The following is a 17136-nucleotide window of genomic DNA, read 5'->3' as shown; positions in this document are numbered from 1 at the left end:
CTATGGAAAAACAATCTGGTGTTAATATCGCGCCATTATCACTTCCGAAAGGGGGTGGAAGCAGTCAAGGTATGGGGGAAAATATTGCCAATGCGGGGCCAAGTGGCATGTCATCAATGTCAATTCCACTTCCTTTATCTTCGGGGCGTACCTATTCACCTTCTATATCATTGTCCTACAGTAGCGGCGCAGGAAATGGTGCCTTTGGCTTAGGCTGGCAAGTGGGGTTGTTCACTATTAGCCTCAGAACACAACACGGTGTTCCCCGTTATGCAGGTAAAGACCAATTTTTGTCTCCATCAGGTGAATTACTGGTGATAGCGCTCAACACATTGGGGGCTGCCGATATACAACGGCGCACAGAATTACAAGGCGTGCCTCTATCATCAACACATTTAGTCACCACCTATCAACCGAGAGTGATTGAAGATAATAGCCGCTTAGAATATTGGCAACCGAGTCGTGAAGTCGATGAAAAACCATTCTGGGTTGTTTATACACCCGATGGAAATATTCATTTTCTCGGTAAGACGAAACAGGCGCGTATTCACTCTTCTGAAAATACGAATCAGATTGCACAATGGCTTATTGAGGAAACAATTACGCCTACTGGGGAACATGTTTATTATCAATATAAAACCGAAAACCTCGCTAATTGTGATGAACAAGAGCAGGTGCGGGCCCCTGGGGCTATCGGTGCACAACGTTACTTGTGGCAAGTGTCTTATGGCAACATTCAAGTCGATAAAACGCCGTTTATTCTGAGAGATGCTCCTATTCAAGCCAATAGTTGGCTGTTTCATGCGGTCTTTGATTATGGTGAGCGCAGTATCATTGCTACGGATAAGCCAGATTATCATGAGCAATCACTTTGGTTTTGTCGGCCTGATTGTTTTTCACGGTTTGAATATGGCTTTGAAATAAGGACTCGTCGACTTTGCCACCAAGTCTTTATGTTTCATCGGGTCGATTTGTTATCAGGGGCCACTGCTTCTGAACAACCGCCTGAATTAGTCGCCCGTGTGGTATTTGAATATGATTTACAACCAACATTCGCCACGCTGGTGGCTGTAAAACAAATCGGGCATGAAATCGACGGGACAATTATTACGAGGGCACCATTAGAGTTTGATTATCAACATCAAGAGCCCCCTAAAGCCGATAAATGGACAGAATTTACGGCATTACGTTATTTCAATTCACAGCAGCCTTATCAGCTAGTTGATTTACTTGGCGAGGGAATTTCAGGTATTTTATACCAAACGCTTGAAGCTTGGTGGTATCGCTCTCCTGAACGGGACGCTATCACTGGGGAAAATGCAGTGAGTTATACAGAACCCACAGCATTAGTACAAACACCATCGTTAAAACAAAATGCTGTCTTGATGGATTTCACGGGGGATGGTCAATTAGATTGGGTGGTTGCTCAACCTGGTCTTGAAGGTTATTACAGCCAAAAACCTGATGGTCATTGGACTCAATTTATTCCAATATCTGCATTTCCGACAGAATACTTTCATGCTAACTCACAACTAATTGATTTAACAGGTGATGGTATTACCGATCTTGTTTTAATTGGTCCTAAAAGTGTGCGTATTTATCCCAATACACGCGGGGGATTTGCGGCTGGTGAACTCACAATACAACCCGCGGGCATTATTTTACCCATTGCCAATACAGAAACATTAGTCGGATTTAGCGATCTTTTAGGGTCGGGACAACAACATTTGGTTGCCATTAATGCAGAAGGAGTCACTTGTTGGGCTAACTTAGGTTATGGGCAGTTTAGCTCGCCTCGCAAGCTCAATGGCTTTCATATGCCAAAAGCTGAATTTAACCCGAATTTTATCTATCTTGTTGATATCGATGGTTCTGGTTATGTGGATTTGATTTATGTACAACCGACTCAAATTTTAGTTTATTGCAATGAAGGTGGTAATCGCTTTAGCGAACCTTATACGCTCGCGCTACCAAATGGCGTGCAATTTGATAATACGTGCATGTTGCAAGCCGCTGATGTGACTGGCATGGGGGTCGTTAGCTTAATCTTAACGGTTCCTCATCAAGCTCCTTACCACTGGAAATTGGATTTTGCTTCAGAAAAAGCGTGGCTATTAAACACAATCAATAACAATATGGGCGCTGAAACTACCCTAAGATATCGAAGTTCAGCACAATTTTGGCTTGATGAAAAAGCCAAGCTACGGCAAATGAATTTACCTGTAACATCACATCTTCCATTTCCTATTCATATTTTATGGCAGACGCAAAGTGTAGATGAAATCACACAAAACAGCCTGATCAGTAGTGTACGTTATGAGCAAGGGGTTTGGGACCGTGTTGAGCGTGAGTTTCGAGGTTTTGGTTATTTAGAAACCCTTGATACTGATGAACGCGCCCAAGGTAATGCACCTGAGCGTACAGCGCCAATACTGACAAAAAGTTGGTTTCTAACGGGAAAAAAAGTCGTTGATCAACAACAATACTCGTATTTCTGGAAAGGGGATCCCCACGCATTTGGCCATTTATACCCACGTTATACGCAATGGGTCGATGATAAAGATATATTGCTAGATGCTTACCCTAATGGGAGCGAATATTGGCTTTCCCGAAGCTTGAAAGGGATGCCACTTCGTACAGAAGTGTTTGGTTTGGATGGTAGCGAAAAACAAGATATTCCCTACAATATCGCTGAATTTCGATTACAATCGCGTTTAATTCCCACCACATCATCCCAATATGTCACTCAAGTTTCGCAAATAGAAGAAAGAACCTATACTTACGAACGGATGACTTCTGACCCACAATGTGCCCAATCGATTATTGTCGAACAAGACTTATTTGGCTCACCCCTTAAAGACATCACAATTGCCTATCCTCGTAGGCCAAAACCAATAAATGACCCATATCCGACAACACTCCCCACAACAACAGTGGGGAGCAGCTATGATGAACAACAAGCTATTTTACGTTTAGTCATAAAACAATCACGATGGCATCAATTAATCTCCTCAGATACCTATGTTTTAGGCATTGTGGATTGTCAACGTAGCGATGCATTTGAGTTTGATGCAACCGAAGTACCAAAAGAAGGCATTACGCTAGAAACGCTAATCGCTGACAATGGTCTACTTGGAAAACATCATTCTTCAGCATATTTGGGCCAACAACGAATTGTTTATACCGATGGTAAACAAGAATTTGTTGAGCCTGTTTTTCCTGTTCTCGTGGCTTACACTGAAACTGCGGTATTAGATGAGCATGCATTAAAAGCATTTGATGGACATATTGGCAAAGAGGAGCTTATTCAATATCTACATAAGGGTGGCTATGTACAAAAACCACAATTATTAGGCAATTCTACTGAATTGGTTTGGTGCGCTCGTCAAGGGTATACCGATTATGGGGATGCAAAGGAATTTTGGCGGCCATTGGCCACTCGAAGCACGTTGTTGACAGGCAAAACACATTATCGTTGGAGCCAACATTACTGCGTGATCATTGCGACGGAAGATGCTGCGGGTATGACAACATATGCACAGTATGATTATCGGTTTATGTCGCCAATTCAAATTCAAGATATCAATAGTAACCAGAGCTATGTTGCATTGGATGCTCTAGGGCGAGTCACTTCTACGCGTTTTTGGGGAACAGAAAATGGCTTACCTTGTGGCTACAGCCCTCCTTCAGATAAACCGTTTAAGGCACCATTAACGGTTGAAGACATTCTAAGCTTACCGAAAGGCACTCCTGTTTCCCAAGCAATTGTTTACCAAGACGATAGTTGGATGTATCAGATTGATAAAACACATGGTCTACCCCCAGAATTTAAAATATCAATTGCGAAAAAAATAGGTGTTTTAGCATTGCGTCGGTTGAGAAAGTATTGCGCTTTAAAGCAAAGCACGTTTACGCCTTTGACTACAGGTACTCGCATCCCCCCTCATTTCTGTACGATTACGACTGACCGTTATGATAATGATCCTGAACAACAGCTGCGCCAACAAGTTGTCTTTTTTGACGGGTTTGGGCGTGAATTACAAACTGCTGTACGCCATGAAGCTGGAAATGCCTATGTGCGTAATCATTTAGGCGCTCTAGATTGTGACTCTCAGGGGAAATTAATCGAGCGTTTTACACCAACTCGCTGGGCGGTAACAGGAAAAACGGAATACAACAACAAAGGCCTTGCTGTCAGAACTTATCAACCTTATTTCCTTAATGACTGGCGTTATGTCAGCGACGCTAGTAGTCGTAGTGATCTGTATGCCGATACCGTCTATTACGACCCTTTGGGAAGAGCCAGCCAAGTGCTGACGGCTAAAAATTATTTACGACGTACGCAAATTTTCCCATGGTTTACGGTTGAAGAAGATGAAAATGACACGTTAGAAGGCTAAGCGGGGAAGCGATGAAAACAAGCGTAAACCTGTCCTTTCATGCAGGTACACCAACAATACAAGTTGTGGATAATCGAGGGTTGGTTATTCGCCATTTACAGTACTATCGGGAACCTGATCTACCTGATGAACTTGACGAACGAGCCACATTACAGGAATTAAACATACAAGGGTATTTAGTCAGTTTAGCGGATCCCCGACTCGCGTTGAGTAAGATAAGCAATATGGATTGCCTCTATAATTTAAATGGGGAAACTCTTCGCACTCATGGGGTAGATGTCGGTATCAGTGTTGCATTAAACGATATTGAGGGGCGTCTATTATTCAGTATTGATGCAAATGAAACACGCCGTACATGTCAATATGAGGCAAACACGACGTTGGGTCGCCCTGTCAGTATCATGGAAAAAACAAAGAATGGCATTCCATATACCAGTGAGTACTTTATCTACGCAGGCTTTTCTACAACTGAACAGCAAGCTAATTTAGCAGGAGCTTGTGTGCATCACTATGATCCTGCAGGATTATTGATCCTAAGTCAGGTTTCCCTTCAAGGAAAACCACTTTTAACAACTCGCCAGTTTATCCAGCAAATTGAAGAAAAAGAAACCCTTGCAAATTGGGAGAATTATGAACAAAAAGAAAAGCTTGAAACAGAAGAGTATCATCATCAAATACAGGTTGATGCAACAGGGAGTCCGTTGCAGTCTATTGATGGGAAAGGCCACCAGCAGCGCTATGCATACAATATTACGGGGCAGCTTAAACAGCATTGGTTAACTATCAATGGTCAAAAAGAGCAACCGGCAATTAAATCGATTGAATACTTGGCAACTAGCCAAAAACAGCAGGAAGAGCATGGTAATGGCGTATTGACATATTATGAATATGAGCCACAAACGCAGCGTTTACTGCGTGTTAAAACCCAGCGGCCCAACACCCATCCGTTAGGCTTCAAACTTTTTCAAGATGTCTATTATGAATATGACCCAGTGGGAAATAGGGTGAGTATGCGTAATGAAGCAGAAAAAACATATTTTTGGCGCAATCAGAAAATCATTCCGGAACAGCGATATCAATATGACTCATTATATCAACTGGTTAGTGCAACAGGGAGAGAAATGGCGAATATTGGTCAACAGGATCATCAAATAGCAAACTATGTCCCTTTTGATAATGCAACTTATACCCAATACATTCGGCGCTATGTTTATGATCGTGGCGGTAATTTAACTCGAATTCATCACCGTTCACCTGCCACAAATCAAAGCTACGTAACACAAATGACGGTAAGTCAAAAAAGTAACCGTGCGGTTATTGCACCATTAACCATAGAACCGAGCCAAACCGATGATTTTTTTACCTTAGGGGGGCAGCAAAAGCAGCTTCTGCAAGGACAGCATCTCCATTGGACACCTCGCCAAGAGCTACAATATGTTTCTAGTTCAAGTTTGTATGAACACTACCGCTATGACAGTGCAAGTCAACGTGTTTTCAAAATTAGTCACCAAGCCCATTGTTGTAAACAAACACGGTATTTAACTGGATTGGATATAAAAAGTATCCAAAGGAATGGTATTACAAAAGAATGCTTACAAGTCGTTAGTGTGGGAGAAAACGGTAATACGCAAGTCACAGTCTTACACTGGGAGAGCTGTATTCCTGAAGGTATCAAGAATAATTTATGGCGCTTTCATTTTGATTTTTTAGCGGGTAATGGTGGTTTAGAATTAGATGAAGAGGGGCATATTCTCACGCAAGAAGAGTTTTACCCCTATGGTGGTACGGCTGTTTGGTTGGCACGTAATCAAGTAGAGGCTGATTACAAAACACGGCGTTATTCAGGGAAAGAGCGTGATGCGACAGGGTTGTATTATTACGGTTACCGCTATTACCAACCTTGGGCAGGACGTTGGTTAAGCGCTGATCCAGCGGGAACGGCGGATGGGCTTAACTTTTACCGAATGTCCCGCAATAATCCGATTAATTATATTGATCCTGATGGTTTATTTCCGTTCCATTTATTAAACCCTCTTCATTGGGTTAGTGCGATATCTCGAAGAAGAGAAGAAAGAAAAGCAGCTGAAAATGCAGATTATAGCTACATTTTCATGGCCAATGGCCGTTATTGGAACAACCGTTTTCATGATAAAGCGAGCTTTGATCGAGTCACGCGCACAAATATTGAGTACTTACGCAAAGTTACTTCACCATTGAATGAGATGGAATTAAGTTTTGTTGAACGATTTACCAAATTGAATTTTACATTACTTCATGCGTCAAAAACGGATTTTAGGGTCAATAGTGAAGTCACATTTAAATCACGCGTTAAGTTAAGAAGTACAGACATAATTGATTATGCGCATGATCATACTAGCTATTCAGATGAAATGAATTTACAAACAAAGGAATTTGCTTTTTTTTCACTTGGCATTGAAGGGGCTGAAGGAAAAAATATTAGCCGATTTGGCGATAAATTATATAGCACTCCGTTGAACAGCGTTGAAAACGAACGATACATACCGTATTCACATGTTTCGATTAATGACACGTTACGCTGCAGCACTCGGCAATTCTCGGCACGATTAGGGCGCTTATTTGGTCGTGATGATGGCAATCTCCTTAAGGAGGAAGTCATTGCAGGAGAAGCAAGCGAAACAGTATATGCCTACAGCAATTTTAAAGAAGCGATAGCGTTAAGAATGCTTAATTCTGCAAGGCTAATTTCTCAGGGGGGATACAATCGAATAATCAATACTCAGAGTAATCAAGAGTTTGATACGTTAATGTCATTACTGTTTCGCCCCCAGCTTCTTGTTCCGAGAGAATTAAAATCAAAAAATACCACAATAAGAACAATTAAGCATAAGCCTGAACTGATGGGGACATGTTAGAAGTCTATTAATTTCTTTGTGGAATAAGGGGGAATATGGCTTTTTCATTATCAACAAGAACGCCAACAATAAGTGTTTTTGATAATAGAGGACTAAATATACGAACGTTCGAATATTACCGACATCCTAATGCACAGGATATTACTGATGAACGAATTTCATACCAGCAGTTTAATATAAAAGGACATCTGCACAAAAGTTCAGACCCGCGTTTACCGATTCAAACACAAGCTAACTTCAATTATCACTATGATTTATTAGGCGAATTAGTTTGTTCTAGTGGTGTTGATAATGGTGCGGTGCGGTTGCTTAATGATATTGAGGGGCGTTTGTTAGTGAGTATTGATGCTAATCATATTTGGCGGATGTGTGATTACGAAGAAAAAACGACTTTAGGGAGATTAATTCGTCGCCTAGAACGTGACGTTGTCACTACTGTGAGCGATTATTTTGTTTATGCAGGACATTCACCCGTGGAGCAAGCAAGCAATTTAGCGGGACATTGTATTTCCCATTACGACACGGCAGGACTGTTGCAGTTGAACCAAGTTTCTCTCACTGGAATGCCTCTTTCGACTGCACGGCGCTTTATTCAAGATGCCGAAAATGCTGAAGTAATAATAAATTGGCAACAGGATGAAATGGATAATGCACTTGCTCAAGCAAAGTTTGTTAATCAGAAAAAATGCGATGCGACAGGTTCTATATTGCTGGCGCTGGATGCGAAAGGCCATCAACAGCGCTTAGCGTATGATATTGCTGGGCAGTGTATAAGTCAGTGGCTCACGGTCTTTGAAGAGACTGAACAAACTCTAGTTCAATCTATCGATTACACGGCAGGCGGGTATGTTGAGCGAGAAGTTCTGGGGAATGGAGTGGTTTCATGGTATGAGTATGAACCCCAGACTCAGCGCTTGATCCGTAATCGAACAACGCGACCAGCGACTCATTCTCATGGTTTTAAACGCCTACAAGATTTGCGTTACCAATATGACCCTGTGGGTAATATTGTTTGTATTTATAATGATGCTGAGCCCATTCGTTTTTGGCGCAATCAAAAAATAAAACCAGATCAATGCTTTGCCTATGACACTTTATATCAATTGGTCAGTGCGTCTGGCCGCGAGATGGCGAATAATGTCGCGAAAAACACCCTAGCGTCAGTGCATTGTTCATTCGATAATGTGACGGCTACTCAATATTTTCGCACCTATCAGTATGACCGCAGTGGTAATTTAACGCAGATCCACCACCGAAGCCCTGCCACAAACCAACACTATACTCTATCAATGACGGTAAGTGCGCGCAGTAACCGCGCTGTACTTGACTCAATAACACTTGATGAGCACCAAGTTGATCATTTTTTCACACCGAGCGGGCAGCAAACACAGTTATTACAGGGGCAGCGTCTTGAATGGACGCCTCGCCAAGAATTACGGCAAGTTTATGGTACAGAGGTTAATGAGCATTATCGTTATGATGCAGATAACCAACGTGTTTTGAAAGTCAGTCAACAGCAATCAAATATTCACCAAAGCTATTATTTAGACGGTTTAGAGCTGCGATATAAGCAAATTCACGGAAAAAAACCAGAACAACAACATGTTATTGTTGCACAGGACGCGGCAGGTGTATCTATTAGAATTTCGCACAAATTATGTGGAGGGTCACTACAAAAAATCAAAAATTCAATACGTTATCGTACTAACTCTTTAGCGGGAAGTGGTGATTTAGAGCTTGACCAATCAGGGAAATTGATGAGTTATGAAGAATATTATCCCTATGGTGGAACAGCAATATGGACAGTACGCTGTAGGCTAGAAGGAAGTGATAAAACACACCGTTATTCAGGTAAAGAACGTGATGCAACGGGGCTTTATTATTACGGTTATCGTTATTATCAACCATGGTGTGGACGTTGGTTAAGTGCAGACCCTGGTGGAACGGTTGATGGTTCAAATTTGTTCCGAATGACAAGAAATAATCCATTAAAATATAAAGATAACAATGGATTGGCCCCTTGCAACCCTATGGTTGAATATTATCATCGTCGTACCGAAAGAAGCGCTGAAGCAACAGCCAATAGTATCTATCAAACGATGTCAAGGGGACTATTTTGGTCTGATTTTTATAACATGGAAAAACCATTCACAGATCTCAATACGTTTAATGCCATGACACAAAGTAACTTAGAAAATCTACGCAATGACACGGGGGAACTTAGCGGGCCGACACTGGATTTTTTTGAAAATTTCATGGCGTTAAAATTTGATTTAATTCACTTCAGTGATAGACAGCTTTCAAATTGGGGAAGCCATACTGTATTTCGCTCAAGGGAAGACTTATTGACCAAAAAACGAATTACAAAAGATCATATCAATACTCCTGACCTTGATATTGAGAGTTTGCAAACAACCAATTTTGCTTTTTTTTCTTTAGGTGTGGAGGGCGTAACTGGGAAAACAAATAGTAGCTTTGGGAGTTTCAAACATATTACCCCAACGGAATCTGTTAGTAATTATAAGTATTTGAAATATAGTCATATGGCAATTAATGACACGATGCATTTTAAAGAAAGGCTGACAGCGCAAAATAGGTTGGTAAAGCTATTTCCAGGTGATTTAATTGCGGCGGTATCATTAAGCCATGAAAAAGTTGCGCAGTATGCCAAAGAGACGCTTTATTCATACCATGATTTTAAAGAAGCCTTAGCATTACGAATTATGAAATCATCACAAATATTATCACATAGAGCACAGCAGCTTGTTTTCTCAACAGATTCAGATGAAAAATTTGATAATTTAATCTCGGTTTTCTTCCGCCCTCAAATCTTAGTGCCCAAAAAATTATATTCGAAATCTACCCGAGTCGTACAAGTTTAAATAAGCAATATGAAACAGTATGTTAATACTAAGGAGAAAACATGACTCCAGCTTTATTTGCATTGACGCCTCTGGTTGAGGTTGTAGATAACCGAGGGAATATTATCCGAGAAGTAACTGAAAACCTAAATGAACATTATCGTTATTATCAACCTTGGGCTGGGCGCTGGCTAAGTGTAGTCCCCTATGACGAGTCTAAAAAATCGCGTTTTTAAGGAGGAAAAATGGTTGAGTTTTCATCAAGAAAAACCCCTTCAATAACGGTTATGGATAATCGAGGCTTAAATATTCGTCAAATTGAATATTGTCGTCACCCAGATACGCCTGAACTGACTGATGAAAGGGTAACTTATCAACAAGTAGATAGCCGCGGATTCTTGGTTAGCATGACAGACCCTCGTTTATATAAAAAAGGATTATTTAATTTTTATTTTGTATCTGACCTCGCTGGATTAGCATTATTAACAATAGGGGTAGATAACGGTTATTCCCTTATTATCAATGATATAGAGGGGCGTGTATTGATTAGCATTGATGCCAATGATGTACAACATACCTATAAATATGAAGGAGTGCGGTCTTTAGGGCGGCTAATCCGTGTTTGGGAAAAAACGGCAGATAGCAAAGTTCGTACGACAGAATACTTTGAATACGCAGCAAAAACACCGAGTTTTCAAAATGCCAATTTATGCGGCCAATGTATTCGTCATTATGATACAGCAGGGTTGTTACAACTAAACCAAGTGTCCATTTTGGGGCACTCCATTTCACAAACGCGACGTCTAATTCAGTATGCCGATGATATCGAGTTCGACATTGACTGGCAAAATAGTGAACGGGACAAACAGCTTGCTTTAACGCCGTATGTCAACCAATTAACCACTGATGCAACGGGGGCGAATTTAGTCAGCATTGACGCAAAAGGCCACCAACAGCGCGTTGTTTATGATATCGCAGGGCAGATAAAAATTGGCTGGTTGAAGGTCAATAATGAACGAGAAATGAAAGTGTTGGATGATATTGTGTATTTGTCCACGGGGCAAAAATCACGAGAAACATTTGGCAATGGGGTGATCAGCCATTATGAATATGAAGTGCAAACGCAGCGGTTAATTAGGGTAAAAACCGAACGGCCTACTGAACACACATTAGGGTTTAAACTGATCCAAGACTTGCACTACCAGTATGACCCCGTGGGAAATTTGTTATCCCTGTATAACTTCGCCGAACCTACTCGCTTTTGGCGAAACCAAAAAATCGAGGCGAAGCAAGTTTTTGATTACGACACGCTTTACCAGTTGGTCAGTGCTTCGGGGCGTGAAATGGCCAATCAACATCCAAAAAATACGTTAAATTCCATGTTCACTACCTTTGATAGTGCCACCTATACGCGGTATGTTCGCACCTATCACTACGATGAAAGTGGTAATTTAACCCATATTCACCATCGCGCACCGGCAACAAATCAGTGTTACTCAACGAATATTACGGTGAGCCACCACAGTAATCATGGGGTATTAGACCCTTTGGTGAAAAACGTAGAGCAAGTTGAAAGGTTCTTTACCCCAGCGGGCGGGCAAAAGTTGCTGTTGCAAGGGCAAACACTCGATTGGACAGCCTATCAAGAACTACGGTCGGTAAGGAGTTCAAAGGTAAACGAACATTATCGTTATGACAGTCAACGCCAGCGCATATTAAAAGTGACTGAGAGTGCTGAACAAAAATCATCCGTCACATATTTAGCCAATTTAGAGTTAAGACGCCATCCGCGCCAAGGGAAATTGCAGGTTATTTCCCTTGATGAGTTGGTAGGTATTGCGCTTCAAGTGTTCCACAGGGACGAAACCGAGCCAAAAGAAATCAACAATAACGCCATGCGCTATACTTTAACATCATTAATTGGCAGTCGGGGAACAGAACTTGATGGAAATGGCAGAATTGTTAGCCAAGAAGAGTATTACCCGTTTGGTGGCACTGCCAGTTGGCTTGCGGACAGTGAGGTAACAGCGGGTTATAAAACTCGGCATTATGGGGGTAAAGAACGAGATATTACCGGGTTATATTATTATGGTAGTCGCTATTATCAGCCATGGATTGGGCGCTGGCTAAGTGCCGACCCTATGGGGGCGATTGATGGAAACAACTTATACCGCATGGTGCGCAATAACCCGATGACTTACCATGACGAGCAGGGGCAATACCCTAAAATTGCACATTATATTTGGTTAGGTAATAAAGATATTCCTACCGAAGGTATTAGTAATATCGCGATTTTTAAAAATCAAAATCCTCAGTACAAAATTAATTTGTGGAGTGATAACCCTAATAGATTGAAAAACTCGTTGATAGAGAGGGGTTATAGCCAAGCGATATTTAATGTTATTCATGTTAGAAAACCAGCCCCATTCGATTACCAATATCAAGCGGCAATTAATCGGGAATCAACAAATACAGCGTATGCAAATTATGCAGCAGCATCAGACATGTTGAGAATAGGAATACTTAAGCGCTTTGGCGGTTTGTATATGGATATTGATGTGATGGTCGACGGCCCAATTGGAAATATTAGACCGCTTTTAGATAATCAAGATGAACGTCCAGATCTTTTAATCCACCAAGGGCGGGACTATAGGGGTAAAACAGTTTTAGGGAATGCCGTTGTTGTCGCGAATAGGAATGCTTTTAGTTTACATAGCTTGATGCGATATATTCGCCATATTTATTCGCAAAATAATGTGGAGCCCTTTATCAGTATTGATCCTCAAAGTAAGTTCGATACTTTAACGGCTAAGAAAAACTATTATTATCCTAGTTTTTCATGGAAATATCTTATGTGGCAAGGGAAGCGCTCAATTCCTCATATCCGCCGTAATATTACAGTTGATGGTACAGGGCCGGGTATGTTTGTCAGTTGGATCCGTTCAAGCTCTCCATTTGATAAGCGTTTACGGGCTAGAAAACTTATTTATCAGTCTGGCTTTTTTGGTCATAGAACACCATTGATGAGCTGGGCTTATGGTCTTAACGCGGATGGGAGGACATGGTATAAGACACCCAAAATTCGGCGGGCTTCTATCTGAAAATCTATGCCTCAATCTCTAATAAGAGATTGAGGCATTTTTTTATTTAGGGAGCTTTAATCGAATGATTTCAGAAAAAAACTCGGCACCAGTAAGCAAAATGTCATCATTAAAATTATACAAAGCATTATGCAGTGGTATATGACCAACACCGTCTTCCTCATCTCCATTACCAATAAAGACGAAGCAGCCTGGTATTTTTTGTAAGAATGCACCAAAATCCTCTGAGGTCATCATGGCTTGTACATTGCTATCTACATTTTGCGCACCGACTGTATTATTTGCAGCTTCTATCGCAACATCGACACATTCTGCCCAGTTAACTGTTGGCGCAAATTCATGGGTGTATTCAAACTCACATTCAGCATCATTCATCGCACAAATATGCTCGCAAATTGAACGCATACGAGTTTCAATTAACTTTTGAGCTTGTGGGTCATAACTGCGTGTATCTCCCTTGATTTCAACATGGGTAGGGATAGCATTACGAATACCATCTGTGTGAATTTCTGTGCAAGAAATCACGATAGGGATGCTAGGGTCAATATTGCGTGACACGATAGTTTGTAAGCAAAGAATAATTTCGGCGGCGATGACTAGTGGATCTTTCCCCATATGAGGGCGGGATGCGTGGCTACCAAAGCCTTTGATACGAATAACAAAGTTATCTTCACTTCCCATTATGCCACCAACACGGGTCGCTATTTGGCCTTTTCGAATGCCCGGCATATTGTGCATGCCGTAAATTTCTTTGATGTTAAAACGTTCAATTACGCCGTCATCAATCATAGCTTTTGCACCCCAACCAGGTTCTTCCGCAGGTTGGAAAACAAAACAGACGGTTCCATTAAAATCTTTTCGTTCTGCTAAAAGTCGTGCAGTGCCTAACATGACGGAAGTGTGCCCATCATGGCCGCACGCATGCATTCTATTAAGGGTTTGCGAGGCATAAGGTAGACCAGTTTTTTCCGTTAATTGGATGCAGTCCATATCCGCACGCAAGCCAATCACGTCCGTGCCATCACCGCACTTTAATAGGGCGACTAAGCCTGTTTTGCCTATATTCCGATGAACCTCTAACCCCATTTGAGTTAATTGTTCAGCAACAAAATCAGCGGTATGCGTTTCTTCAAATGCACTTTCTGGGTGCTGATGTAAATGGTGACGCCATTTAATCATTTGCTGTTTTAATTGATTTTTATCCATTTTATTTGTCCTCTGAATGGGGGCGTTGGGCTCTAGGCAAAACAACATTGAGAAGAATATTGGCTCCACGGGCTAAATCTTCAGGTTCACTAAATTCATTGATGTTATGGCTTATCCCTCCAGCACAAGGGACAAAAATCATGCCAGATGGGCAAATGCTTGCCATAAATTGGGCATCATGCCCCGCACCACTTGGCATTTTCCGGTAACTAAGGCTTTGCTGTTTCACTTCCTGTTCAATTGCGTCAATGATCGTATCTGAGAAAACAACTGGGTCAAAGCGTGCTAATGTTCGGCTGCTAAGTAGGACGCCTTCTTCTGCGGCAATTTTCTGCGCATAGTCTTGCATCATTTTTTCCGCTTTTTTGAGTTGATTATTGTCAGTGTTACGCAGATCGATAGTGAGGATTGCTTGATTAGGGATCACATTGATCAGATTAGGTTTGAAAGAGATAAAACCTGCCGTTGCGACTTGATTATCACCTAATGTTTGGGTGATTTCCCTCACAAACGCGCCCATTTTAAATGCAACTAGACCTGCATCATGACGCATCGACATTGGTGTCGTACCCGCATGGTTTGAAACGCCTTCAATTGTGTATTCTGTCCATGAAATACCTTGAACACCTGTAACAATACCAATGTTAATATTTTCTTTATCTAAAATAGGGCCTTGTTCGATATGCAGTTCGAAATAGCTGTCGACAGGGAAGCTGCCAATTTTGGCTTCGCCTTTATATCCCATATCAACTAAGGCTTGTTCAACGCAGATCCCATCAAGATCTTTTGCTGCTAGGGCATCATCCAATGGATATTGCTCAGCAAAAACAACACTTCCCATCATATCGGGTTGAAAACGTACACCTTCTTCATTTGTGAAAAAAGTTACAGCAACAGGGCGGTATGGCTGAATATTGGCGTCTTTTAGTGTATTAATCACCTCAAGCCCAGCTAAGACCCCATAATTACCATCATATAACCCACCAGTGCCAACTGTATCAATATGAGATCCCATCATGACAGGGGGTAAATCATGGAGACCTGAATAAATGCCTGTTACATTACCAATCTCATCTATTCGGATTTTTAGCCCCAAAGATTGCATTTTCGCAACCACGAAATCCCGACCGAGTTTATCTTGTGGTGTACCTGCGATACGGCAGCATCCCCCTTCGGGTAATGCCCCTAGTTTTCCTAGTTCAAAGAGAGAGCTCATTAGGCGCTCTGAGTTGATGTAGAGTTTATTTTTCATTTTAGTTCCTTGTTTTTAATCTTTATTTTACTTATTTATTTTTAATTCGTGTTTTAACATCGCTTGCGTAATCCCACATCGGATCGCTGATACCGTTGTTTTTTTGCTGTATGTAGTCTCGTAGGACAAAAATGACATATTTTGAAAGGAGTAAGAGTGCTGGTACGTTGAAAATAATCAGCATGGCCGCCGCAAAATCCACTAATTCCCAAATAGTTGATACTGGGATCATGCCGCAGAACACCACTAACGCACAGCACAGCAAGCGATAGAATTGTGTGATCATTTTATTATCAATAATCCAACGCAGGTTAACTTCCCCATAGTAGATGTCGGCAATGACGGATTTAAAGCCAAATAGCACCATCGCGACAAATACGACATGTTTACCCCAATCACCAACGCCCAATGTGAAAGCATGCTGGGTAAGTTCAACACCTGTGTGACCACTGCCAAGGGCTCCAGTTAACAAAATGGTAAAAGCGGTACAGCTACAGACGATAATTGTCGTAAAGAAGGTACCGAACATTGCGGTAAAACCTTGCGTCACAGGGTGGTTTACCGTTGCGGTGGCGTGCATACTCGGTGTTGTCCCATTCCCTGCATCATTAGAGAATAAACCGCGAGCAACGCCATAACGAAAGGCCATATAGATGGTATAGCCTGCTGCGCCACCTGCTGCGGAGTCAAAATTAAATGCAGATTTGATAATGAGCGAGAGAATGGCGGGCAGCTCAGTGACATTCAGTGCAATGATGAAAAGTGATAAAAGGATATAACCAATGGATAAAAATGGGACAAAAAACGAAGCAAAATCACTGATCCGTTTTACACCACCAAAGATAATAATGGAGACTAACAGCACTAAGATAAGGCCGATTAAAGCAGGGTGGATATCAATAACGCCTGTTGTGGCTAAGATAACCGAATTACCTTGTACCATGGTGTAGAAAAAGCCCATACCGATGATCATACTGATCGAGAAAGCAATCGCTAATGGCTTACAGTTTAGGCCTTTTGAAATATAGTAAGCGGGTCCGCCTCGATAGGTTCCATCCCCATTACTTTCGCGAAACAATATAGCTAAAATTGCCTCGCTAAAGCTGATCCCCATGCCTAAGATAGCAGTAACCCACATCCAAAAAATTGCCCCAGGCCCACCAGATGCTAGCGCTGTAGCAACACCGACTAAACTTCCTGTACCCACTTGGCTGCTTAAGGCTGCACAAAGCGCACCAAAACCAGAGACGCCTTTTTCGTTGGTAGATTTCTTATTATTTTTAAAAACATTAAATAGCTGAGTAAAGTAACGGATTTGAGGAAAGGAAAATCGGAAAGCAAAAAAAATGCCTGTGCCTAATAGCAAACCGGCAACGAGCCATCCCCAGAAGATATTATTTATTGATTGTAAAAATTCCATGG

The 17136-nt window shown here is 41.6% G+C and carries 8 protein-coding genes; 5 read left to right on the top strand and 3 right to left on the bottom strand.

Going from position 1 to position 17136, the window contains the following annotated elements; translation table 11 throughout:
• Positions 1-2: 2 nt before the first annotated feature.
• From J6836_RS06930 to J6836_RS23115, 5 genes are read left to right on the top strand one after another with little or no spacing between them, the layout of a single operon-like run.
• Positions 3-4400, top strand: coding sequence for a SpvB/TcaC N-terminal domain-containing protein (locus J6836_RS06930; protein WP_219247952.1), 4398 nt, complete (start codon positions 3-5; stop codon positions 4398-4400).
• An 11-nt stretch (positions 4401-4411) separates the two neighbouring features.
• Positions 4412-7294, top strand: coding sequence for an RHS repeat-associated core domain-containing protein (locus tag J6836_RS06925; protein ID WP_219247950.1), 2883 nt, complete (start codon positions 4412-4414; stop codon positions 7292-7294).
• A 35-nt stretch (positions 7295-7329) separates the two neighbouring features.
• The gene (locus J6836_RS22710; RefSeq protein WP_255586342.1) at positions 7330-10176 is read left to right on the top strand and encodes an RHS repeat-associated core domain-containing protein; all 2847 of its coding nucleotides are present in this window, start codon (positions 7330-7332) and stop codon (positions 10174-10176) included.
• Positions 10177-10217: 41 nt separating this feature from the next.
• Positions 10218-10391: a hypothetical protein gene (locus tag J6836_RS06915; RefSeq protein ID WP_219247948.1), complete on the top strand. Its 174-nt coding sequence runs from the start codon at positions 10218-10220 to the stop codon at positions 10389-10391.
• A gap of 9 nt (positions 10392-10400) precedes the next feature.
• The gene (locus J6836_RS23115; protein WP_219247946.1) at positions 10401-13256 is read left to right on the top strand and encodes an RHS repeat-associated core domain-containing protein; all 2856 of its coding nucleotides are present in this window, start codon (positions 10401-10403) and stop codon (positions 13254-13256) included.
• Positions 13257-13298: 42 nt separating this feature from the next.
• Here J6836_RS23115 and J6836_RS06905 read toward each other — a convergent pair whose 3' ends face one another.
• The 3 genes from J6836_RS06905 to J6836_RS06895 are packed head-to-tail and all read right to left on the bottom strand — an operon-like array spanning position 13299 to position 17134.
• A complete protein-coding gene (locus J6836_RS06905; RefSeq protein WP_219247943.1) occupies positions 13299-14462 on the bottom strand; it encodes a M20 aminoacylase family protein in 1164 nt (387 codons plus the stop codon).
• Between the two features lies 1 nt (position 14463).
• Positions 14464-15714: a M20 family metallo-hydrolase gene (locus J6836_RS06900; RefSeq protein WP_219247942.1), complete on the bottom strand. Its 1251-nt coding sequence runs from the start codon at positions 15712-15714 to the stop codon at positions 14464-14466.
• Between the two features lie 31 nt (positions 15715-15745).
• Positions 15746-17134, bottom strand: coding sequence for an alanine/glycine:cation symporter family protein (locus J6836_RS06895; protein ID WP_219247940.1), 1389 nt, complete (start codon positions 17132-17134; stop codon positions 15746-15748).
• Positions 17135-17136: the final 2 nt, after the last annotated feature.

The organism is Providencia sp. R33 (assembly GCF_019343475.1).
Classification (GTDB): Bacteria; Pseudomonadota; Gammaproteobacteria; order Enterobacterales; family Enterobacteriaceae; genus Providencia.
Note: the sequence above shows the minus strand (reverse complement) of the source record. Positions and strands in the feature narration are given on the sequence as shown.

Bases quoted from the DNA above. Each gene is read 5' to 3' on its own strand.
- J6836_RS06930 (WP_219247952.1), top strand. From the start codon at position 3: ATGGAAAAACAATCTGGTGTTAATATCGCGCCATTATCACTTCCGAAA.
- J6836_RS06925 (WP_219247950.1), top strand. From the start codon at position 4,412: ATGAAAACAAGCGTAAACCTGTCCTTTCATGCAGGTACACCAACAATA.
- J6836_RS22710 (WP_255586342.1), top strand. From the start codon at position 7,330: ATGGCTTTTTCATTATCAACAAGAACGCCAACAATAAGTGTTTTTGAT.
- J6836_RS06915 (WP_219247948.1), top strand. From the start codon at position 10,218: ATGACTCCAGCTTTATTTGCATTGACGCCTCTGGTTGAGGTTGTAGAT.
- J6836_RS23115 (WP_219247946.1), top strand. From the start codon at position 10,401: ATGGTTGAGTTTTCATCAAGAAAAACCCCTTCAATAACGGTTATGGAT.
- J6836_RS06905 (WP_219247943.1), bottom strand. From the start codon at position 14,462: ATGGATAAAAATCAATTAAAACAGCAAATGATTAAATGGCGTCACCAT.
- J6836_RS06900 (WP_219247942.1), bottom strand. From the start codon at position 15,714: ATGAAAAATAAACTCTACATCAACTCAGAGCGCCTAATGAGCTCTCTC.
- J6836_RS06895 (WP_219247940.1), bottom strand. From the start codon at position 17,134: ATGGAATTTTTACAATCAATAAATAATATCTTCTGGGGATGGCTCGTT.